At 38.8% G+C, this 21,322-nt stretch carries 19 protein-coding genes; 7 read left to right on the top strand and 12 right to left on the bottom strand.

Annotation, left to right across the window (positions count from 1 at the left end; genetic code table 11):
• Nucleotides 1-79: 79 nt before the first annotated feature.
• A complete protein-coding gene (locus tag NSMS1_RS27025) occupies nucleotides 80-3,103 on the bottom strand; it encodes a CHAT domain-containing protein (RefSeq protein ID WP_224087720.1) in 3,024 nt (1,007 codons plus the stop codon).
• A gap of 68 nt (nucleotides 3,104-3,171) precedes the next feature.
• Here NSMS1_RS27025 and NSMS1_RS27020 point away from each other — a divergent pair, with 68 nt between their 5' ends.
• Both NSMS1_RS27020 and NSMS1_RS27015 read left to right on the top strand, forming a co-directional pair.
• Nucleotides 3,172-3,753 carry a Uma2 family endonuclease gene (locus NSMS1_RS27020; RefSeq protein ID WP_224087719.1) on the top strand — a complete coding sequence of 194 codons (582 nt, stop codon included), beginning with the start codon at nucleotides 3,172-3,174 and terminating at the stop codon, nucleotides 3,751-3,753.
• Nucleotides 3,754-3,765: 12 nt separating this feature from the next.
• Complete coding sequence (locus tag NSMS1_RS27015) at nucleotides 3,766-4,221, top strand: hypothetical protein (protein ID WP_224087718.1); 456 nt, start codon at nucleotides 3,766-3,768, stop codon at nucleotides 4,219-4,221.
• A 23-nt stretch (nucleotides 4,222-4,244) separates the two neighbouring features.
• Here the strand turns inward: NSMS1_RS27015 and NSMS1_RS27010 are convergent, their stop codons facing one another.
• The 8 genes from NSMS1_RS27010 to NSMS1_RS26975 form a co-directional block, all read right to left on the bottom strand.
• Entirely contained in the window at nucleotides 4,245-4,793 is a 549-nt protein-coding gene (locus tag NSMS1_RS27010; RefSeq protein WP_224087717.1) for a hypothetical protein, read from the bottom strand.
• A gap of 33 nt (nucleotides 4,794-4,826) precedes the next feature.
• On the bottom strand, nucleotides 4,827-5,369 hold the full coding sequence (locus NSMS1_RS27005) for an HD domain-containing protein (RefSeq protein WP_224087716.1): 543 nt from the start codon (nucleotides 5,367-5,369) through the stop codon (nucleotides 4,827-4,829).
• Nucleotides 5,370-5,381: 12 nt separating this feature from the next.
• Entirely contained in the window at nucleotides 5,382-5,585 is a 204-nt protein-coding gene (locus NSMS1_RS27000) for a hypothetical protein (protein WP_224087715.1), read from the bottom strand.
• Nucleotides 5,586-5,602: 17 nt separating this feature from the next.
• Nucleotides 5,603-5,827, bottom strand: coding sequence for a hypothetical protein (locus NSMS1_RS26995; RefSeq protein ID WP_224087714.1), 225 nt, complete (start codon nucleotides 5,825-5,827; stop codon nucleotides 5,603-5,605).
• 287 nt (nucleotides 5,828-6,114) lie between these two features.
• On the bottom strand, nucleotides 6,115-6,528 hold the full coding sequence (locus NSMS1_RS26990) for a PIN domain-containing protein (protein WP_224087713.1): 414 nt from the start codon (nucleotides 6,526-6,528) through the stop codon (nucleotides 6,115-6,117).
• Nucleotides 6,518-6,754: a hypothetical protein gene (locus NSMS1_RS26985; RefSeq protein WP_224087712.1), complete on the bottom strand. Its 237-nt coding sequence runs from the start codon at nucleotides 6,752-6,754 to the stop codon at nucleotides 6,518-6,520. Before NSMS1_RS26985 ends, NSMS1_RS26990 begins: the two co-directional genes overlap by 11 nt.
• Nucleotides 6,755-7,036: 282 nt before the next feature.
• Nucleotides 7,037-9,379: a dynamin family protein gene (locus NSMS1_RS26980; RefSeq protein WP_224087711.1), complete on the bottom strand. Its 2,343-nt coding sequence runs from the start codon at nucleotides 9,377-9,379 to the stop codon at nucleotides 7,037-7,039.
• Nucleotides 9,380-9,477: 98 nt separating this feature from the next.
• Entirely contained in the window at nucleotides 9,478-11,691 is a 2,214-nt protein-coding gene (locus tag NSMS1_RS26975; RefSeq protein ID WP_224087710.1) for a phosphoketolase, read from the bottom strand.
• Nucleotides 11,692-11,928: 237 nt separating this feature from the next.
• On the opposite strand from NSMS1_RS26975, the gene NSMS1_RS26970 reads away from it, so the two are divergent.
• Genes NSMS1_RS26970 through NSMS1_RS26955 form a run of 4 tightly spaced genes read left to right on the top strand, consistent with a single transcriptional unit; the run spans nucleotide 11,929 to nucleotide 15,068 of the window.
• Nucleotides 11,929-12,246, top strand: a complete 318-nt coding sequence (locus NSMS1_RS26970; RefSeq protein ID WP_224087709.1) for a hypothetical protein — start codon at nucleotides 11,929-11,931, stop codon at nucleotides 12,244-12,246.
• On the top strand, nucleotides 12,243-12,605 hold the full coding sequence (locus NSMS1_RS26965; RefSeq protein WP_224087708.1) for an aspartyl protease: 363 nt from the start codon (nucleotides 12,243-12,245) through the stop codon (nucleotides 12,603-12,605). Before NSMS1_RS26970 ends, NSMS1_RS26965 begins: the two co-directional genes overlap by 4 nt.
• A gap of 33 nt (nucleotides 12,606-12,638) precedes the next feature.
• Nucleotides 12,639-13,418: a hypothetical protein gene (locus tag NSMS1_RS26960; RefSeq protein ID WP_224087707.1), complete on the top strand. Its 780-nt coding sequence runs from the start codon at nucleotides 12,639-12,641 to the stop codon at nucleotides 13,416-13,418.
• A 33-nt stretch (nucleotides 13,419-13,451) separates the two neighbouring features.
• A complete protein-coding gene (locus tag NSMS1_RS26955) occupies nucleotides 13,452-15,068 on the top strand; it encodes a CocE/NonD family hydrolase (RefSeq protein ID WP_224087706.1) in 1,617 nt (538 codons plus the stop codon).
• Nucleotides 15,069-15,116: 48 nt separating this feature from the next.
• Here the strand turns inward: NSMS1_RS26955 and NSMS1_RS26950 are convergent, their stop codons facing one another.
• Both NSMS1_RS26950 and NSMS1_RS26945 read right to left on the bottom strand, forming a co-directional pair.
• Nucleotides 15,117-17,879: a GAF domain-containing protein gene (locus tag NSMS1_RS26950; RefSeq protein ID WP_224087705.1), complete on the bottom strand. Its 2,763-nt coding sequence runs from the start codon at nucleotides 17,877-17,879 to the stop codon at nucleotides 15,117-15,119.
• Between the two features lie 320 nt (nucleotides 17,880-18,199).
• Nucleotides 18,200-19,387, bottom strand: coding sequence for a TRC40/GET3/ArsA family transport-energizing ATPase (locus tag NSMS1_RS26945; protein WP_224087704.1), 1,188 nt, complete (start codon nucleotides 19,385-19,387; stop codon nucleotides 18,200-18,202).
• A 981-nt stretch (nucleotides 19,388-20,368) separates the two neighbouring features.
• Between NSMS1_RS26945 and NSMS1_RS26940 the strand changes: the two genes are divergently transcribed.
• A complete protein-coding gene (locus NSMS1_RS26940; RefSeq protein WP_224095366.1) occupies nucleotides 20,369-20,872 on the top strand; it encodes a YdcF family protein in 504 nt (167 codons plus the stop codon).
• Between the two features lie 61 nt (nucleotides 20,873-20,933).
• Here the strand turns inward: NSMS1_RS26940 and NSMS1_RS26935 are convergent, their stop codons facing one another.
• The gene (locus tag NSMS1_RS26935; RefSeq protein ID WP_224087703.1) at nucleotides 20,934-21,227 is read right to left on the bottom strand and encodes a DUF2288 domain-containing protein; all 294 of its coding nucleotides are present in this window, start codon (nucleotides 21,225-21,227) and stop codon (nucleotides 20,934-20,936) included.
• Between the last annotated feature and the right edge of the window lie 95 nt (nucleotides 21,228-21,322).

The following is a 21,322-nucleotide window of genomic DNA, read 5'->3' as shown; positions in this document are numbered from 1 at the left end:
TAAATTTCCTCATCATTTCTTATCTCAACTCTGTTAATTCTTCCTACCATTATTTGTGGTAGGAAGAATTTTATTATGATTACAAACCATTGCCAATTAAGATAAACGATGCCCAATAATAGGGATGAGCAAATTGACCATTATTTTTCAACAAAGAGAGTTGTGCTGTATGTAATGCTTCAGCTTTGGTTAATTTGCCAGTTTTTAATTCTTTATAAAATTCATCCATTAAAGCTTGTGTGCCACCATCAGATACAGCCCATAAGGAGGCGATCGCAGCTTTTGCTCCGGTCAATTGTATCTGGTATCCTAGACCAAGGATTTCTTGACCGTTACCTAACTGATTACCTAAACCTGTTTGGCAAGCACTCAACACTACTAGGTCTACATTGGGTAAAGACCAGTTTTCTATATCTTTGAGGGTGACGCGATCGCCATTACCAAATAGTATAAAGGAATTTTCTGGATCACCGCTTACCAGCATTCCATGAGTTGCCAGATGGACGATTTTATAATCGTTCATTTGCGGTACTGTGACTTGGGGGCTAAAATCTTTATCTAAGACTATTTTTGTGCCTTTGATTGTCTTAGCTAAATTATCTACTTCGGTTTTGGCAAATGGCAAACCACTAAATATTTCTTGACGTTCACCTACTGCAACTTTATAGTCACCTTTAGTAAATGCTGCGGCTAAAGTCGGTAGCGAAGTTAGAGGTTTGTTGTTTAATTTCGTTAAACTGGCGGCAGTAATATTATTGATAATATAACGCTCCACTAGCCAATTTTTACCATCGTATAATGCAGCTAGTGGTAAATATCTGAGTTTGCTGTCTGGTGCGTAAATAATTGCTTGAGCATTAGCTTGTTTCAGGTCATTTTCGATGGGTTTAATCAACCAGTTATATAATTTATTCGCTGGCGCTTTACTATCTTTATAAGGAACGACTATTGCTTGACGAAAATCATTAATTACTTGATATAACTCTGTTTGTTTAACTGGAACTGAACGATGAATTGGTGGTGCATCCGCAGTCACTACAACTAACTCTAATCTGTCTTCTAAAACTAAGGGATATAACAAAACGGCTTTTTTATTTAACTGTCGTAAGTTATCTCGAATAGAATTGAGTTGTCGTAAACTGAGATTTTCTTGTCCAGAATTTGCTGATAACTGCTGTACTAAGGCGACTACAGCAGGTGTTTTGGTGAATTTATTAAACTCAGCCGTAATTGTTTGTTCAAGTTTCACCAGTTCAGCGATGCGTTTTTCTTGGGTAGCTGTACGTGTGCTTGGGGTAATTTGGCGGAGTTTGGTGAGTTCTTGCCCAAGGGCGATCGCTTTATCTTGAATGGCGCTATACTTTTGGGAAATCTCCTGTTCTTGGGGTTGCAGTGGTAATGTTTGGGTAGGCTGTGGTTCTGTATTAGTTCCCCTTTGTCCACTATTAACAACGGCTGTATGGGGTTGACTACGACGCTTGCCAATAAAGTCATTAACTTCTTGAATTTTGAGTAAATCTAAAACTTGTTGTGCTTCGGCTGGACGATTTTGTTTAAGTAATAAGTCTGCAAGGCGGCGGTATCTTTCGGCTACGGTTTGAGTGTAGGATTGTTGTATATCTGTGGGAATGGCGCGTAAGTTTTGGCGGATGGATTCGGTTAAGTTGACTGACTGCTTGTAAAAATTAATTGCTAGTTGTGGTTGATTTTGTGCAGATAGGGTATCGCCTAAAAGTTTAAGTGTGGCGGCTTCACTGACTTTATCGTTAACCTCCCGGTGCATAGCTAAAGCTTGCTGATATAATTCCCCGGCTTTGTCATACTGATTTTGCTTTTGGTAGATTTGTCCCAGATTACTAATTGTCACACCTTCCCCGGTGCGATCGCCTACTTCTTTATAAATAGTTAAAGCTTGCTGATTTAACTCAATGGCTTGTGGATATTTACCTAAATTAGCGTTAACACGGGCAATATTATTTAAGGTGACAGCAATTCCTGGTTTATAGTTATTCTCTTTATATATATTGAGAGCTTGTTGATATAGTTTTAATGCTTGGTCATATTTCCCCAGACTCAAGTAAATCTGACCAATATTATTGAGATTCAACGCTCTACCTTGAAACTGAAACGAGTCCTTACCAAAAGCATCACCCACATTAGCACGACTAGCAACTTGTTGTAAGGCTTGGGAGTTTTGACCAAGGTAATCGTAAAGCAGTTTTATTTCCTGTTTCGTAGCTTTTTCGGCATCATTATTAATTTTGCTATAAATATTTGCTGATTCTTCCGCTAACTCCAGGGACTTTTTATATTGACCCAAGCTAAAATTAGTGCTGGCAAGATTATTGAGAATTGCCGCTTTAGTACCAGTGTAATTAGAGCAGCATTCTTGCAGAGTAGTTAAAGCTTGTTGATAGGAATCTAAAGCTTGAGTGTAGTTACCTAAATTAACGTAAACTACGCCAATATTATTTAGAGTTTGAATAACACCAATTTTATCATCACTTACTTTCTGCATCGCCAAAGTTTGCTGATAAAAATCTAAGGCTTTCGTATACTGTCCCATGCGAAAATAAACTGCGCCAATATCAGCCAGCATAATTTCTTCGCTAGTAGCATAACTGGAATCTTTCGGGTTAGCAGCTTTCAACTCTTTGATAATAGCTAAAGCTGGTTGATAATATTCCAGTGCCTTGGGATATTGCCCCAAATTGACATATACTTCGCCAATATAGGAAAGGGGTATCCATTCATTTTGACGGTCTTTTATATTCCTCCGAATATCTAAAGAAGATTGAAAAAATTCCAGTGCTTTCCCATACTCACCTTTACGAAAATACACATAGCCAATATTTACAAGGCTGTTAGCTTCTCCAGCTTTCGCACCGTATTTTTTAAATATTGTTAATGCTTGTTGGAATTGTTCTAACGCTGCTTGTAGTTCTCCTACACCAACTAAATCCTTGTAAATCAACGATGCACCATTACTATTTAATATGACACCTTGAGTTATCTGTTCTTCAGCAGTTGGCGTTGGTGCTTGTGCTAGAGATGGAGAAGCTAAAGTTAAAATTAGAGTTAAAGGAATAATAGGAAGCCTCATATATGTATTAATAGTGACAAGACGCTTCCTATAATAATCGTAGTTACTAAAAATGTTTGAAATTGCCTATGATTGCCTCACCAGAACCAACATACCTCACCCCTGAAGAATATCTCCAATTAGAAGAAAGCAGTCCCGTCAAACACGAGTACATCGACGGCTACATTTATGCAATGGCTGGTGCTAGTGATCCTCATGTCACTATTGCAGGAAACCTGTTTGCGCTTCTCCGTAATCATGTACGCGGTTCTGGTTGTCGTGTTTACATTGCTGATATGAAAGCCAGGATTGAGGAACTCAATCGATATTACTATCCTGATGTGATGGTTACTTGCGATCAACGCGATCAGGAAACTTCTACTTATAAAAGATTTCCGCGTTTGATTGTGGAAGTATTATCTAGTTCTACAGAAGCATTTGATAGAGGAGATAAATTTGCAGATTATCAGGCAATTGATACCTTAGAAGAATACGTTCTAATCAATACAAAACGCCAGCGAGTTGAATGTTTTAAACGTGGTGATAACGGGTTATGGATTTTACAAAGTTACACCGCACAAGATAAAGTATTTCGGCTAAATAGTATCGATTTTGAAGGTGCGATCGCAGAACTTTACGAAGATGTCGTTTTTGAACAATCTCTCCCATAAAATATCATAATTATGTCTAAAATTACAATAGTAACTGGATTAATTATTAGCCTCATGTTAGGTTTTATTTCCGCCACTTCCAGCCAAGCTCAAGAAACATATATTGATGATAAATGTAAGCAAAATCAGCAATTAAATGAATCTGATAGATTCACAGTTACATACAAATCAGAATTTCAAACCAAAGGACAAACTTACTGGTTATATTCAGGTCAGTATATAGATGGTTCTGCAATTGTTTGTATTTCTCGACCAGGATTTAAGCAACCAAAACCATTAAATATAAAACAAATACAATCAGGTTATATTGAGAAAATCACCAAAGACTCACGGAATCAAACAGCTTATTTCATCATCGTACGTGATGGTAATGGTTCTTATGTGCCAGTAACTCAATACAGAGTTAATTTGTCCACGCCTGAAAGACCAATTACGGCTAAAATCAAGTCTTGGAGATCAGGAAGATAGTCTAAAGTATTAAAATAGACAAGTTAACCAAGATAAGGGTATTGTGAAGGGTTGATTCTCAATAATTCAGTCCAGTATTTTATAGCATTATGTTTAGTTGTTTCTAAATCACGCGATTTATGAACTCTGACTATTTCAATTATAAAGTAGGTTAATTTAATTGCAGTGAATAAGTGAAATAACCCTAACGCTTGAAAATTTTGTAAAAATAAATTTATAATAATTTGTAGTTTCTTCTTGTGACGAAAATATAACCACCATTTCATTTGATATATGGCAATACTCGTTTGATAACCAAGTACAATTTCTACTTTGGTCAATTTATCTTTAACTTCATAGTAAAACTGCAATTCTTTATCAAAATCACCTAATTTCTGAGAAACAACTGCTTCATCGGATAATTTATAAGCTTCACTAATTAAATTTCCTGCTGTTTCAGCCTGCTGTTGTGTGTAACCAAGTTGCAGATATATAGTAGCTGCTGCTGAGGCTAATTCTGTGAACTTTTCAGCATCATGTAACCAATAAATTTGAGCTTGTAGTTCTCCTAGTGTGGCGGCTTGATCATTCATATTTAAGATAATGGGGATTTTAGGCGATCGCAACTATTTAACAAACACCTTGTAATCTTCTATTTTACTAGCCAAGCGTGATCCTAAATAAGAACTTGCATCCTGCAAAGCTTGATAAATTTCCCTACCTTCCTCTCGATAGCGGATAATTTTTTCCTGAGTCCAGTAATGTGGAGGTGCTTGTAAATTGCTAATTCTATCCGCTAACTTTACCATCCATATTTCTCTCGGTTGTTCCTTTATCCTACGCAAGCTATCAGCCATTTGCAGATGTTTCTCTAAAGAACTATTTTTCGTCAAAGCTAGTACACCATTAGCAACCAATTCACCAAACTCAGTTTTTATATTTTCAAAACTTGTATCAGTATCTTCAATAGTGTCATGTAAAATTGCACATTGAATTGCTAAATCTCCATCTTGTACTTGTTCAGCGCTAAGTGCTGCTATTACTTCCATGCTGACAAAACTCAAGTGCATAATATAAGGTATTTCTGACCCTGGTATTTTTTGACCTTGGTGTGCTTGTGCAGCGAATTTATAAGCTTTGATGTAATTTTCTTGCGACCATTGCTGCATATATATAAATCCTTAATCATCAGGAAACTGCCAAGATGAAATACTCTCTACATTTTCGCTACTGCATTTAATACAACTAACATCAAATTTTGAGTCCATCCACTCATAACCGCAGGTGCAACAGTGACAGAATATATTATTGCGGTTTGCATCTTTTATTCCCTGATGCCATTGTTGTAGTTGTTCAGGATTTTGAAAAGGAGAATTATCAGACATATCTTCAACAGTAGAAGTTATAAACTATATTCAGAGTTAGAGCTAGTACGGTTATCATAAATATCTTTAATAATCTCGTCTGTTGTACGTTCATCATCCCAAGCACCATAGGTTTCCATAAAATTGTCTAGTGGGTGAGTGGCGGGTGGTGCTTTAAATGGTGTTATGATTTCGCTAACTATCAATTGTTCTTCTACTTCAGAATTATCTAAGTTTTGAGGTTCTTCGTTATCTATTTCCATAATTTATATTAATGGCGATCGCTTCTATGTTAACCTCTTTAGAAGTATCCTTGCATTCTATCAAGCAGGCTAGGCTGTCTATATATACCACCCCGTCAATTTGTTCTACTATTCTATCTTGAACTTTTACCGTATAAGGCCAAGCTACCTCTGCGCATTCAAGTTGGAATGCGCGTAATATTAAATATTCTAAAGCTTTACCTTCAACCCAAAAGTTTGATATATTTTTAGTCTTAATTTCTAATATTCATGCTGGTGATGCTTGGGAGAGATTATGAAATATAAAATCAAACAAATGGATTTATGATTCTTACCTTATTCTCTATTAGCTGATTATGCTGCATATCTTCTGAGTAAATGATGGAACATTCACTTAATAACGCTGTAGCTATAATTAAACTATCCCAATAAGAGTAGTTATATCTAGCATGAATCTCTAATGCTTGTATAACTTCTGTTGTGTTAATTGCCTGAATCGGAAAGGTATTAACTATATCTGATATAATTGCGATCGTCTCTGTTGTAGATGTAAATTTTTTCCTGGTCAAAACATGAAATAACTCACCTAACACCTGGGTACTAACTAGCAGTAGTGAATGATTATTTTTGATTATTTCTGCAACTTTTTGGGATTTTTCAGGCGCATTTTTAGCATAGAGATAAATCCAGAGATTACTATCGAGAAAAATCTTACCTGTCATAAATTTCATCTCGATTAAACTTGTAATCTGCCGGTAGTGAGAATGAGTAGTTATTAACTCGCTCTAAAAACTGTTCTATTTTTGATGCTTGAGAATCTATTGCTTGATTAGGTTCGCTGGGTTCAATAATCATAATTTGTAGTGTTTTACCTTCTAATTCGGAACTGAGTTTTTCACTTAAAACAAGTTCACCATTGGTACAGGTTGCTTTGATGATTTGCAGCATTATGAATAACTTTAAATTCTAAATTCAGGAGAATAGCTATTTTATTATAAATTATGCAAGACCTAGTAGGGTGAGTTAGGCGCACAGGATTATATCCTCAAAATGAGGATTTCCGATTTTGTGCCTAACCCACCATTTGCACGAGGGTTATGGCTTTGGTGGGTTAAACTTTCACTAACCCACCCTAAAAGACTTATCAGAATAAGTGTATAGATATATAAAAAGGTGCGTTAAGGTTTAAGCATAACGCACCCTACTTAACTACCTACCTCAGATTCGTGACTATGGTTTCCAAGTGTTGAGAGATTGACGAATTGATCTTAATTCCTGTAAATATTCATTCAATTTCTTTTTTTGTAAATTCAAGGTACTAATTATTGTTTCTGATTCTGCTTCTTTCGTTTCCCGTTCTTTTAGTAGACTATCAAAATCTTCTTGAAATTTGTTGATATAATCACTGATCTGTTTCTCTGCGCTTCTAAAGTCTTCTGCAATTTGTTTTTCGATAACTCTTTGGAGCAACTCTTTATTTCTAGCAACCTGTTCATCTATTTTTGAGTTAATTACCTGTGCAGTTTGGTATAAATTTATTTCATAAAAATCTTGCTTATCTTCATATTCATGAGGGACATAATAGGATTTACTAGAGCAACAATTCTTTTCTGTTACTAATTTCTGCTCTGTCCTTTTAAAAATTTCTTGCTGTTTTCTAATATTGGCATCAATGCCTTTAAATTCAAAACTAGGAAACTGAATTGGATTAACATTTAATTCAACTTGTAATGCTTCATCCAAATAATCAGATAGCTCATTGGATATTTCTTGAACATCGTTTTGAATTTTCAAAGCTAATTGTTTCCGAATATTAGTACCATCTCTAACTAATCTGTCTTGGGTATCTAACCAAAAACTTTGAATTAGAGGACTACAAAATTCATTAATTGTTTTGTTAATATTCTGAGCATCTTTTTTATTCTTAGCTTTTATCACATACGGATCAGAAAGTTTTAGAGTTTCCACATAAGAAGAATTAGAAGGATTAAATACTTCAGGTGCAGATTCTGTAAGAGATTTAATTAAAGATGCGCCTCCTTTAACACCTACCCTAAATATATTTTCTAAGCTTTTGCTAAACAAGCCTAAAATACTACCACCAAAATCAGCTATGGCATCTCCCCAATCAATATTTTTATCTGATGTTGCTAATAGTGAAGGATTAGCTTTTACTTTTTTTATAGTAGAAAACTTTACTGACTGAGATTCCGCTATAAGGTCAATCTGATATTGAATTTGTTTTTTAGTACCTGAAGCAAACAAATCAATTCCTTGGCTAAAACCATTTACAAGTATTTGTTTTTGTTCATCTACGGAATTTTTTACGTCTTTTACTTTTTTTTTGGCATTATCAGACCGTTTTCTATATTCTTGTATTTTTTGCTTTAAAGATAAAATATCCATTTCCCAGCCACTAATTTTTGTGTTGAGAGTATCTTCAATTGATTTAGCGGCTTTATCTATTTTTGCTAAGGAATCACTCAAAAGATTCCAACCTGCATTCTTAGTAATGGTTTCAATTACTGTTTCTTGAATAGTAGGAATGCCACTATCTATTAAAGCTTGTGGGGCTATTTTACGAGGTGCTGGTATAATTTGATTTCCTTCTTCATCTTCAGTTGCATATCTAGCACTAAAGAATTTTTTGAAATCTTTGATTTGACTTTCAGTTGCTTTACCTTGTTGAATTAACTTAGCTAGTAGTCCTTGTCTAGAACTAGCAGGATAAATAATGGGATTAGGAAAACCAAAATTAGACAGTTCACGTTTTAAGTCTTGAATTACCTCTTGAATTTCCCTATCTTTTTCAGTTTTTTGATCAACTTTGTTGAGAATAAAGTAAATCTTGCCTTTTTCAGATTCTAAAATCTCCTTCCGATTCTCAATTACATCCTTAAATAAATCAGAAACAGCATTATCTTTGTAAGAAGCGTAATTTAAAATAAACAAAATTGCATTGCAATTTCTTAATGCTTCTAAGGCAGTTTGCTTCAATGCTACTGTGTTAAATTGTGCTGATTCCCATTCATTTGGCCCAGGTGTGTCAACAAGGGTAAAACCCGCAAGCGAAGACAGTCCACTAATTGCTTCAATTGGATGTTCTATTTCAAACCGTATAGTATTATCAGGGTTGCCTGTTTCTCTAATTTTACGAGTCCTAACTAAAAATTTCTGCTGAATTTCTCCTTCATTCCCTTCGGCAATAACAACAGGTTTTCTTTCTCCTGCTCGATATTCTAACAATCTGGGAACTTGATCAGCCGGAATATGAAGTACATCTGTACGGCAGATGGTACAAGCTGCGGTTTCACTAGCTAAAACATCTACACCAATGATCGAATTAAGAAAGGTACTCTTTCCCGCTTTCATGGCTGCAATAACTGCAACCTGATATTTTTGTTTTTTCAATGCGGTTAATGCTGTGTTGATGTCAGCCTCAACAGCTTCCAAACCTTTGGTGTCGTCACCTTCACTAAGTCGATCTTGGCGAATTTCCTGAAGGTACTTTAAAAGTTGTGTACCTAGATTATAAATACTGCTGTGTGCGGATTGGAATTGTTGTGATGACATGGTGGTTTAATACTGGTAGTAAAAATTGCTAGTTGGAATATTCACCACTCAGTTATAACCCCACCTAAGTAAAAAACTAGATGGGGTATGATAATTTTTTAACCCACTAACTCAATAGCCCGCTTCGCCAAAGCCTCAGCAGTCAAACCATTGAAAGCCATCAACTCGCCAGCACTGGCTGTAGTTTCCCCACGCTTCCAGGCGAAGGTGTCGCGCTGGCTGTTACTCCGCAACATGATGGGTTCTAACATCGATGCAGCACCACCAGTCACACCAATTAACGCATCACCGCCAAATAATTGGGCGAATTTAGCATCATCAATGAAACCGCCATCGGGTTGTGAACAAGTATCCCAAGCCACATCACCGGGACGATATAAACGGCGGGGGTTGATGATAGAAACTATCTTCACTCCTACAACTTGACTTTCTAAAGATTTCGCTGCTTCAAACACAGGAATTAATGTCATATCGCCAATTACGGCAAACACAACTTTCTTCTCACCCGCAGTTTCATGTAATACTATTGCACCCTCTTCTAAACCTTGGCGGGTTTGTTCAAAGGTGGTACGAATTGGTAAAGGTGATTTACTTGCAGTGATGACAATTCCCTTATTTTTTGTAGTTAACGCCCAGTCATAACAGACTTGAATACTGTTAGCATCGGGGGGGAATACAGGAAATACATTGCCGTTCCGCATCATCGATGCAAAGTAGGCTTCAATTTCTGGACGTTGGTGTGTCCAACCGTTGCGCCCTTGTTCTAATGCACCGGCGGTGAAGAGGGTAATTGTTGAGGGTGTCTGGCGGCGTAATTCTGCCATTGCTTGGGTGACGGTTTGCCATATTGGTAAGCCGTTGATAGCAAAGGACTCATAGGAACACCACAGGGTTCTTGCACCCATCAAGGATAAGCCAGCCGCTAAACCTGCACAAGCATCTTCACTCAAGGGTTCGTAAACTTGTCCGTTTGGTGCTTGGTTATATAAGTCGTCGGTGGTGGGGTGGATGATTTTTAAGGCTTGGTTGATGTTCCCAATACCGGAAGCTTCGTTACCGTCGGCGTTGGTGACGAGGAAGTTTGGATCTTTTTGTCCGACTACACCCACCAGTCGTCCCATTGCGGTGGTGGAAACTTTGGCTTCCCCACCGACTGCATATTCTTCTAAGGGTAATGTACCTAATTCTGGTAATGGTAATTCAAATTCTGTCACCACTGTTTTGGCTGCGGGGCCGCCGCCTGCGCGTTCAGCGTTGGTTCTCACAGTTTGCCAAGCTTTCGGGTATAACGCACGGCTTTGTAAGGCGGTGACAATGTGGGGTGCGTCTAAGGTGTCTTTGGCATAGAGGTTGTGAGATTTTGCACCTTTGGCGTGAACGCCTGCGCCTTTGAGTTGTTTGATAATAAATACTGTCAGTTTACCACCCAAAGCAGAACGGGCGGCTTTATCGGCAGCGACGAGGACGGCTTGGGTAAATTCCAGGCGTTTTTGGAAGGAGAAGGCGGTACTATCTACATAATCCCCTGGTTGGTTTTGGTCATCAAACTCCTTGGCATCGATTAATACAACCTCATCAAAACCGTTACCTTGCCAAAATGCGGTCATCTGTTCGTTGGTTTTTAGGGAAACCATACTGTGATGTTCTTGGCTGTAACCATTCCAAACGAGGACGGGTAGGAAGTTGGTGGCTTGGGGATATGCGGTGTGGAAATGTGCCATTGCACTGATGATGTAGGGTTCACCGAGTCCACCGTCGCCCAAGGTGAAGGGGAATAATTTATCTGGATGTAACTTTGCCGCCGCCATTGCAAAGTGTTGTCCTTGTCCCAAGGGGCCAGCCGGGGCGAGAATACCGGGGATGTAACCGGAAAGGTGTCCTAATAACCCGTGCTTTTCGCGGAAGCGATCGCGCAATTGTTGTACAGTTAAAATGCCCATATCCTCTAGCGATCGATCCAGGAACATGGCACTATAAAATCCAGGGGCGTGGTGTCCGACTTCGGTAATAATATTCTTATACCCCAGCATGACCAACGCCGCATAAGCTTCTGCTTGGCTGGCAAACCCGCCTGGATGTCCAGAAGCCTTACTTCCAGTGATTTGTAATGTTAAATAGCGCAAGGCATCGGCAGCGAGTAGAGTTTGATATACTGCTTTTGGGTCTGTAGGAGATGCGATCGCTACTTTGCCCGATTCTATCGCAGGTGTAGCACCATAAGTTTCAAAGTCTGGCAGCGCCTCACCAAAATATTGAATACCTTCCGCAAATTCGGGAAGCGCAGAAGAAGCTTTGGGTGTGATTGCAGTCATGCTGAAGTACCTGATAAGGGGAAACTATTGATGCTCGTTGAATTTAACAAAAATTTTACATCTTTAGCGTTGTATCAGTTTATAAGGGTTTGGACAGGCAAGTTATAAGTAGTTCAAATAGTCATTAGTAATTAGTCCATAGTCCATAATTATTCTCTGCGTTACGTGCTGCTTTAACGCACCCTTGTATATTAAGAGAAGTAGTAGAAAATATCATGTAGAGCCGCACCTGCAACTATGACTGACACTAAATCAACTCATCAAGCACGTCGGGGGAGAATATTCCCACAAATTCAGTGGACACAAGCACAACAATCTCAATGGAAAGCTGGACGTGAAGCATTTAAAGAACAGTGCGAACTAATATTTGCTCAAGTACAACCACAATTAATCAAAACTCATTACAACTGGTTTATTGCTGTTGAGCCAGAAAGCGGAGAATATTTTCTGCATGAGGATGTATTATCAGTGGCAAAACAAGCCCAGGAAAAATACCCAAATGCCAAGCTGCACGTTTTCCGCATTAATGAAACTGGGGCTTGCGGTAGGATATGATTTTAGGAAAGTTTGGTGATGAGGATGAATTACTTTTTGAGATAGAGTTAATAACTGCGGATGGATTAGAAATACCGATTGATGCAGTGTTTGATACAGGTTTTTCTTGGTGGTTGGCTATTGATAATCAAGATTTAGCAGCACTTGGTTGGACTTATCTAGAACAGCAAACAATGCTGACAGCCCAAGGTGAAGCAGAATTTGATATTTATTTGGGAGAGATGCGAATTGGTGGAGAGGATTTTGATATTCCGGTTCATGTAGGACAAGGACTATCTGAAATTTTACTCGGTCGTCAGTGGTTAAAGAATCAAAAATTATTAGTAGATATGCCCTCTAAGTTGTTAACGCTGGGATAATGGTTACAACCAAACAAGGTGGAGATAATTAATATGTCAGGGTCTATATATCCATCTCCTGTGGATAAGCTATTAACCTACGGTGATTGTAGCGAGATGAAAGCAATCCCCAATTATATAGAAGAACTGGGTTTCAGTGCAGACCATATTCCTGACTTAATTCGCTTGGCGACGGATAAAGAGTTAAATAGCGGTGATATCGATACTGTAGAAGCTTGGGGGCCAGTTCATGCAGTGCGGGTGTTGAATCAACTGGGTGCAGAAGCAGCAATTCAACCTCTGGTAAATCTATTTCATGAACTTGATGATGATTGGATGCCTAGTGAATTATTTGCGTTCTATAGTACCATCGGGGCGGCAGCAATTCCTACACTAGAAGCATATCTTCAGGATACGTCTCATGATGCTTATCAACTTGCTGATGCGGCTACATCGTTAACGAAAATTGCTGAGAAACATCCTGATTTACGTGATAAATGTGTGGCAGTCTTGACCAAAAGATTAGAAGAATTTGCCAATAATGACCCGGAACTTAACGCTTTTTTAATTGGCGAACTACTTGATTTAAAAGCTGTTGAGTCTGCACAAGTTATAGAAAGTGCATTTGCGGCTAATCGAGTACCCACCTACATTGTCGGTGATTGGAATACGGCACAGGTAGAGTTAGGATTGAAAGCGCCCGGAGAAGTTCCTGAAACAAAGTTTCGGTTAGAAGACATCATAAGTTACTACACGCAAGAACTCCCACCACCGCCACCCCGTGGTTTTGCGCCACCTGTGAGTGATAAGAAGAAGAAAAAGAAAAAGAAGTAATTGGTAATTGGTAATTGGTGATGCGGTTGAGGTATGTTTCAAGTTCTTGGTAAGGAAATTGCATCAATGTACACTCGTGATGGTGTGCGGTTGGATGCAGATATCTATCGCCCAGATGCAGCCGGGGAGTTTCCAGTATTATTGATGCGACAACCCTATGGTCGTGCGATCGCATCCACTGTTGTCTATGCTCATCCTACTTGGTATGCTGCCCACGGTTACATAGTGGTGATTCAAGATGTACGCGGACGCGGTACTTCAGGCGGGGAATTTCAGTTATTTACCAATGAAATTGCCGATGGCGAAGATACAGTCAACTGGGCTGCAAGTCTTCCAGGTAGCAATGGACTGCTGGGAATGTATGGATTTTCCTATCAAGGGATGACTCAGTTATATGCAGCTATTGCCAAACCACCAGCCCTCAAAACCATATGCCCAGCGATGATTGGTTATGATTTATATACAGACTGGGCTTATGAAGGTGGTGCATTTTGTTTACAAACTAACCTCGCTTGGGCAATTCAACTAGCCACAGAAACCGCAAGATTACGAGGAGACAAACAAACCTATCAAGCATTATTCGCCGCATCCCGTAACCTTCCCCTAAATAACCCCGAAATTCTCCAACAACTCGCCCCCGAATCTTTCTATCACGACTGGGTAGCCCATCCCCAACCGGACGCATACTGGCAAGAACTCTCACCCAAAACCCACTTCCAAAATGTTGACTTGCCCATGCTGCATATCGGCGGCTGGTTCGATACTTACCTAAGCGGTACGCTGCATTTATATAAGGATATGGCAGCCCGTGCCACCACACCCCAACATTTAATAGTCGGGCCTTGGGCGCATTTACCTTGGGGTCGCAAAGTCGGTGAAGTGGACTTTGGCAATCAAGCCGCCAGTCCTATAGATGAAATACAAATCAGATGGTTTGATTACTTTCTCAAGGGTATAGATACAGGCTTGTTTGATAATTACCCTTTATACTTATTTGAGATGGGAAGTAATATGTGGCAATATATTTCCATTATAAATATATCAAACCAGAAAATTTACTACTTGTCAACCACCGGACTAGCCAGTATTAGAGAAGATGCTGGAACTCTGACACAAAATCCTCAGCCCACAGAACACAAAGACGTTCTAGTACATGACCCTTGGCGACCAGTGCCATCGGTAGGCGGTCATGCAGCGATCGCATCTGGTGTATTTGAGCGATCGCATATCGATGCCCGTGCAGATGTCCTCACATACACAAGCGAACCCCTAACCGCAGACTTACATTTACTAGGTGATGTGATAGTAGAAATTTCCTGCACTGCTGATCAACCCAGTTATGATTTGTGTGCAGTCCTCTCACAAGTCCATCCAGACGGCAGAGTCCTTAACGTGACGCAAGGTTACTTACATTGTCCAGACGGAACCAATAACATCACCAAAAAGATTCAACTACAAACAACTTGTGTCTGCATTCCTCAAGGTAACGCCTTACGCCTAAGTTTAAGTGCAGCGTGTTACCCAGCCTACGCCATGAACTCTGGCAATGGCCCAGTTCTGCACAGTGATAATTTATTAAACGCCCAGATAATCACACTCACCGTAACCTGTGGCGGCGAGGGTTCCCGTATTCTGTTACCAGTGAGATGAGGAAGTGGGGGGAGATGTGGGAGAATAACAACTGTCAACTGTCAACTGTCAACTGAATAACGCTTGCTGAATAGGAATTTCAATCCAAAACTCTGTACCTGAGCCTAATTGAGAACTGCATTTAAAAACACCACCATGCTTATCTACTACAATTTTGTAACTAATAGACAAGCCTAAACCAGTACCTTTACCAACTGGCTTGGTTGTAAAAAATGGATCACATATTCTCACTCTCACATCTTCTGGTATACCCGGCCCATTATCTGCAATCCGAATTACTACACTTTTAACCCTATCTTCGATTTGCCCAAGAGTAGTAGATATAACGATTTGACCAGGATGATTATTTAATTCTGACTCACGATAATCTTCTAAAGCATCAAGAGCGTTACTCAAAACATTCATGAATACCTGATTCATCTGTCCAGCGTAGCATTCCACCAAAGGCAGATCACCATATTCCTTAATTAGCTTAATCCCAGCCATTTCCGGTTTAGCTTTCAAACGATGTTGTAAAATCATCAAGGTGCTATCAATACCCTCATGAATATTTACAGCTTTCATTTCTGCTTCATCAAGGCGAGAAAAAGTCCGTAAAGACATGACAATTTGGCGGATACGTTCCACGCCTACCTGCATAGAAGCCAGAGTTTTCGGCAAATCTTCAGATAAAAACTCTAAATCTATTGTGTCTATTTCCTCCAAAATTTCCACACTAGGATGAGGCAATTCTTGCTGATACATTTCCAATATCTTGAGTAAATCTTGAGCATATTCGCTCACATGACTGAGGTTGCCATAAATAAAGTTAACAGGGTTATTAATTTCGTGAGCCACACCTGCAACTAATTGACCCAATGAAGACATTTTTTCTGTTTGAATGAGTTGGGTTTGGGTTTGTTGTAAATTATGCAGTGCTTGAGTTAACTTTTGGGCCTGTTGCTGTGTTTGGTTAAGTAGTTCAGCCTGTTGTAATGCTACTCCTAATTGGGCAGCAATTTGTGTAAGGAAATTAACTTCTGAAGTTTTCCATTGACGGGGGCCAGTATGTTGATAAGTTGTTAGTAAACCCCAAAGTCTTTGCCCAAAAAAGATAGGAGCCAGGACAAAAGCAGTTATTTGATACTGTTCTAAATTATCTAGATGACACTGAGTAAACCCCATTTTATAAATGTCATCTACGGCAAATGTTTCATTGTAACGATAACGTCCTCCCTCTGTGTCTTGTAAGTAAGTATCATTCCAAACTAAATTAATACCTATTTTGGATTCATTTGACCAGTGAGGGCTGGTAGCTTCAAAATCACCAACAAATGAGCCACCCCAGTCAGCATCAAAGCGATATACAGAAACTCTATCAGCTTTGATTAATTGGCAAACTTCTTTGGTAGTTGTTTGGAAAATACTATTAGTATCTAACAATTCACGAATTTTAGAAATAACACCAAATACAGCTTGTTGTTGTTCAGTTGAATTTTGTAATTCTAAGGTGCGTTTTTTAACTTGTTTTTCTAAATTTTCGTTAAAAGCTTGTACTTGGTGGTACAGTTCATACTGCTGAATAGCTGAGGCAAAGTGTTTACCAATTTCTTTAGCTAGTTCAATATCTTCGCCTGTCCATTGTTGAGCTTGTGACTTTTTAGTATCACGCCATAAATTAAATGATATACGTGGGAAAGCTTGCCTGTTGTCAGGGTCAAATTGACCCGCCCAAAGGGTTTCTGTATCTATCTCATTGCGAAAAATAGTTAAGTAGCCTAATAACTTTTGACGGTATTCTAGAGGGATGAATAAAAGACTACGAATTTTTGTCGGCTGAAACAGTGGTTGCAGACTTCGTAAAGCGGGAGTTTGATAAATATCATTAATTGCCCACACCTCATGAGGATGAGATTTGTAGTGTTCTTGCCAGACACTATACTGCTCAATCAGTGGATAAATAGTTGGTTCGGAAATTACAGGTTGTTGTCCGCAGGCATAAAGCTGGATACATTTACTGCCTGGGATTAAGCATTCTCCTAAACTGTGATAATCACCATTTTGTAAGTCAATAGTTTGATTTTTTAAACAAAGCCTACCGCCAACACCACCCAAAGCAGCAACAGCTGCTTCTAAAGCTGGTTGTAAGACTATCGTTGGCAATGAGTGGAGTAAAGTTGCAATACGATTAATGACGGCTTCTCGTTGGGCTTTAGCACGGGCTTGGGTGAGGAGATGACTTTGCGCGATCGCTACCGCAAGTTGGTCTACAATCATCTGCATAGCTTCCAACTCATCTTCAGAAACCGTCCGGCTGTGGGAGTGATGGGATACCAATAACCCCCAAAGAGCATCTTCATGGAAAATAGGCGCAACTACAGAAGATTTCACTCCCATCGCCGTTAAGTATTCCACATGGCAAGGGTCTACAGGACGGTAACGAATTTCTTCCGTAATTAATTCTCCCGTTTCTAAGTCACGTACAGGGCTTTGACCAATCTGTTGTGTATCTACATTGACTACAGAACGTACCTTGGACTTAGTAAAAAGTTCCCGCGCCTGGGGGGGAATATCATCAGCCGGGAAATTCAACCCCAGTAGTGAAGGTAGACGATTTTCATAAATTGATTCAGCAATTACCTGACCGCTTCCATCAGCATGAAATTTATAAATCATCACTCTATCAGTACCCAATAAAGCGCGTACTTCAGCCGTTGTTGCTGTGATGATATCCTCCAACTCTAAAGATTGACGAATGCGATTTGTAATACGACGCAATACGCTTTCTTGATTCAGGCTGACTAGAGAATTTCCATTTGCGGTAGATAACATTGCTTTTCTTTAAATTAAATTGAGGATAATTATGGTTTTTGTAATAAATATAAAAATATTTTTAATTTTAAAGAAATACATTGTCTACCGTATAATTACGGTCAAATTCTCATGAAGAAACATATCTGGTTTTTTATAAATCTTTATACTTAAAATTGACTACAATTTATCGAGATATAGGTAAAGTAAAAATTGAGTTGGAATTGAGTAACTATATCAAAATTAATTACAAAAAATAAAAAAGACACGATATTACTCGCATCTTTATCAAGAAGATAACCAAAAAATAAATTCTTAATGGTGCTGATAAATCAACAACATTAAACTTTCGCCCCATCAGAAAAGCGGATTTTTAAATAATCGTCTTCCATCTTTGCGCCTGTGGGTTTTAAAGCTGCTAAAGCCTGTGGTAGTACAAGATTCCGGCGATGATTGCCAATAGTAATGTTTAACTCATCTCCAGATTTATTCAGTTGAACTTGATTTTTAGGAATCCCAGGTAAATACAATTCCAAACTGTATTGATTCTGCTCCTGAACAACTCTTACAGTTGTTTCTTTATAATATACCTGAGTTGGGTCTTCATCTTTATAAAGAGTGTCTTTTAAACGCTCTAGCGCTGCTAGTCCACACATTTCTTCTGAAAATAGTGGTACTTCTTTCACAGGTAATGGATGAAAATTCTCATGAATTTCTTGACGGTATTCTTCCTGATTTTGTTTCCAACGTTGGAAAAATGGATCTTCCACTTGAGGAGGAATAATACGATTAGCCACAACTAAATCTGTAGCTACATTGTATAAGCTTAAATAAGCGTGGGCGCGTAGTGATTCTTTAATAACCATCTTCTCAGGGTTAGTAACCAAACGCACTGAAGTTTGTGTATTATCAGTTAATACTTTCTCCAAAGCTTCAATTTGTTCGTAAAACTCATAAGGTGCATCCATCACCTCTTTATCTGGTAAGGAAAAACCAGCAATTGGTTTAAAGATAGGTTCAACTAATGGACGCAAGGCGACAGAGATGTTTTGAAATGGCTTGTAGAAACGGCGCATATACCAACCGCCGACTTCTGGTAAACTCAACAGCCGCAACGCAGTACCAGTGGGAGCAGAATCGATAATTAAGACATCAAACTCGCCTTCATCATAGTGGCGCTTCATTCTCACCAAGCCAAAAATCTCATCCATTCCTGGGAGAATAGCTAATTCTTCTGCTTGTACTCCATCCAAACCTCTAGCTTGTAAAACTTGGGTAATGTAGCGCTTCACCGCACCCCAGTTTCCTTCTAGTTCTTGCAGCGCATCTAGTTCTGCACCCCACAGGTTGGGACGAATTTGTTTAGGTGCATGGCCTAGTTCCATGTCAAAACTATCCGCTAATGAGTGTGCGGGGTCTGTACTCAAGACGAGTGTACGATAGCCCAACTCTGCACAACGAAGTCCAGTTGCAGCCGCCACGGAGGTTTTACCTACGCCGCCTTTCCCTGTCATCAAAATTACTCGCATGAATGATTCTGCCCTGCCTGAGAATTGTTTACATTTATTTACGCTATTTCTATTATCGACGGTTTCCCAGGAATAAGTGCTTCTAAAGCAGGACTGACGAAATTAAAAGGGAACAGGAAACGGGCAACAGGCAAAAGGGAAATCTCTATAATTGGTCAATTTTTGGCGTTGTGTACCAAAAACGTTAGTTTTGGAGTGTAGGAATATAAAGGTAGTAAAACAATGATTAGCCAGTAGCCGGTAGGATGCGTTATGACTTCAGCCTAACGCACCGTTAGATCAGATGGTGCGTTAGGCGCTTTTATCAGATTTTTCATGAGAACCTATAGTCAAAGTCTGCGCCTAACACACCCTACAAGAATTTTATTTTTACTTTATAAATAACTTCTAAGGGTGGTAGAACAGCAATCAGTAAATTTGTACTATCTGATAGTGTTTTAATTCATTGAATAAGTTATTAAATAGTTTAGGACTACTAGACTGGAGTAACTTATGATTAATCGGCCGACTAGCATACGCTAAAGGTACATATAATTAACTATCTTTATTACAAGCAATTCTCAAATAGGAGTCTTAATTAAATATAAGCATTAAAAGTATTTAGAAGTTTATCCATAAGTATATATTATAAATTATTCTACTTCTTTATTACCAAGCATGACAGCAATAACATTTTGCATTTGCTACATGCCAATTTCCACTTAAACCACACCAGTTCCATCACCAAAAGATAGTTAGATTAGACAAATAGTCAGTAATTATTTTCATATCATCATAGCTACATGTGTAGAAAAATTATGTCAATCAGTATCAGGTATTCCTGCTAGGGTAGATTCTGCCAAAATCTGCTAACCTACATAGATATTTTGCTTATATCCGAGAAAATTTAGTCCTTATAGTTCAACTTATAGAGCCTTGAAGAATAATTTATTGTTTAGAGGTAAATCATTTCCATTTGCGGTGCTAGTTTTACCGCTACTCATGTGGTTTGGATACAAAGAAGCGAAAGATAACGACACCTCACCCCAAGCAGTTATAGTTTTAGGTGGCTCCACTAAAAATTTAGAAAGAGAAAAATTTACTGCTAGCTTTGCCCGTAGGCATCCAAATTTACCGATTTGGATTTCTGGAGGTAGTCCACCTAAATATACTAGACTGGTGTTTGCCAAAGCTGGCATTGATTCTAAGCGCTTACATTTAGACTACGAAGCGGTAGATACTGTAACTAATTTTACTACATTGGTAGATGAGTTACAATCTCGTGGGATTAAAAGTGTTTATTTAATTACCTCAGATTTCCATATGCGCCGCGCCTGTGTAATTGGCGAGATAGTTTTAGGGAGTCGAGGAATTACCTTTAAACCCATATCAGTACCTTCACAGCAGTCGTCCGAACCGATGGAAAAATCTTTTCGTGATGGAGTGAGGGCTTTGCTGTGGGTGGCTACTGGTTATACAGGCGCGGATGAAAAGTACAGGCGTTAGTCCATAGTCCATAGTCCATAGTCCACAGTTATTTTCCTCTGCTCCTCTGCTCTTGGTTATATTAAGCTGCTATTTCTTGAACTAGGACATAGGGCTGTATTATTAGCGTGTTAAATCTCTTTTGCTGATTATTGTTCCATTGTCCTAGTTGCTGGTCGGAAGGTTTACTAATCAATTGCTCATCAATCCACCGTTGGACTGAGGGAATATTATCATTGGCGATCGCTTCTCCGACATCTAGCAAATCTAAATCTAAAGAAACCACGATCACAGCATCTCTTTTCACATGAGGAATCAACCATTCCCACTCTGACTCATCGATGGTTTCTGATAACTCTGCTCTTAAATCTGACATGATTCTCTAATGTTAACCTTATCCTTTAATTCTACATGAAGTGGAATAAGAGAACTAACAAAAAATAGAATATTATCTTGACATTTTATCTTCTC

This window comes from Nostoc sp. MS1 (assembly GCF_019976755.1).
GTDB lineage: Bacteria > Cyanobacteriota > Cyanobacteriia > Cyanobacteriales > Nostocaceae > Trichormus.
Note: the sequence above shows the minus strand (reverse complement) of the source record. Positions and strands in the feature narration are given on the sequence as shown.

What these genes read in the sequence shown, in the direction of transcription:
- NSMS1_RS27025 (WP_224087720.1), bottom strand. Translation starts at nt 3,103, where the DNA reads ATGAGGCTTCCTATTATTCCTTTAACTCTAATTTTAACTTTAGCTTCT.
- NSMS1_RS27020 (WP_224087719.1), top strand. Translation starts at nt 3,172, where the DNA reads ATGATTGCCTCACCAGAACCAACATACCTCACCCCTGAAGAATATCTC.
- NSMS1_RS27015 (WP_224087718.1), top strand. Translation starts at nt 3,766, where the DNA reads ATGTCTAAAATTACAATAGTAACTGGATTAATTATTAGCCTCATGTTA.
- NSMS1_RS27010 (WP_224087717.1), bottom strand. Translation starts at nt 4,793, where the DNA reads ATGAATGATCAAGCCGCCACACTAGGAGAACTACAAGCTCAAATTTAT.
- NSMS1_RS27005 (WP_224087716.1), bottom strand. Translation starts at nt 5,369, where the DNA reads ATGCAGCAATGGTCGCAAGAAAATTACATCAAAGCTTATAAATTCGCT.
- NSMS1_RS27000 (WP_224087715.1), bottom strand. Translation starts at nt 5,585, where the DNA reads ATGTCTGATAATTCTCCTTTTCAAAATCCTGAACAACTACAACAATGG.
- NSMS1_RS26995 (WP_224087714.1), bottom strand. Translation starts at nt 5,827, where the DNA reads ATGGAAATAGATAACGAAGAACCTCAAAACTTAGATAATTCTGAAGTA.
- NSMS1_RS26990 (WP_224087713.1), bottom strand. Translation starts at nt 6,528, where the DNA reads ATGACAGGTAAGATTTTTCTCGATAGTAATCTCTGGATTTATCTCTAT.
- NSMS1_RS26985 (WP_224087712.1), bottom strand. Translation starts at nt 6,754, where the DNA reads ATGCTGCAAATCATCAAAGCAACCTGTACCAATGGTGAACTTGTTTTA.
- NSMS1_RS26980 (WP_224087711.1), bottom strand. Translation starts at nt 9,379, where the DNA reads ATGTCATCACAACAATTCCAATCCGCACACAGCAGTATTTATAATCTA.
- NSMS1_RS26975 (WP_224087710.1), bottom strand. Translation starts at nt 11,691, where the DNA reads ATGACTGCAATCACACCCAAAGCTTCTTCTGCGCTTCCCGAATTTGCG.
- NSMS1_RS26970 (WP_224087709.1), top strand. Translation starts at nt 11,929, where the DNA reads ATGACTGACACTAAATCAACTCATCAAGCACGTCGGGGGAGAATATTC.
- NSMS1_RS26965 (WP_224087708.1), top strand. Translation starts at nt 12,243, where the DNA reads ATGATTTTAGGAAAGTTTGGTGATGAGGATGAATTACTTTTTGAGATA.
- NSMS1_RS26960 (WP_224087707.1), top strand. Translation starts at nt 12,639, where the DNA reads ATGTCAGGGTCTATATATCCATCTCCTGTGGATAAGCTATTAACCTAC.
- NSMS1_RS26955 (WP_224087706.1), top strand. Translation starts at nt 13,452, where the DNA reads ATGTTTCAAGTTCTTGGTAAGGAAATTGCATCAATGTACACTCGTGAT.
- NSMS1_RS26950 (WP_224087705.1), bottom strand. Translation starts at nt 17,879, where the DNA reads ATGTTATCTACCGCAAATGGAAATTCTCTAGTCAGCCTGAATCAAGAA.
- NSMS1_RS26945 (WP_224087704.1), bottom strand. Translation starts at nt 19,387, where the DNA reads ATGCGAGTAATTTTGATGACAGGGAAAGGCGGCGTAGGTAAAACCTCC.
- NSMS1_RS26940 (WP_224095366.1), top strand. Translation starts at nt 20,369, where the DNA reads ATGTGGTTTGGATACAAAGAAGCGAAAGATAACGACACCTCACCCCAA.
- NSMS1_RS26935 (WP_224087703.1), bottom strand. Translation starts at nt 21,227, where the DNA reads ATGTCAGATTTAAGAGCAGAGTTATCAGAAACCATCGATGAGTCAGAG.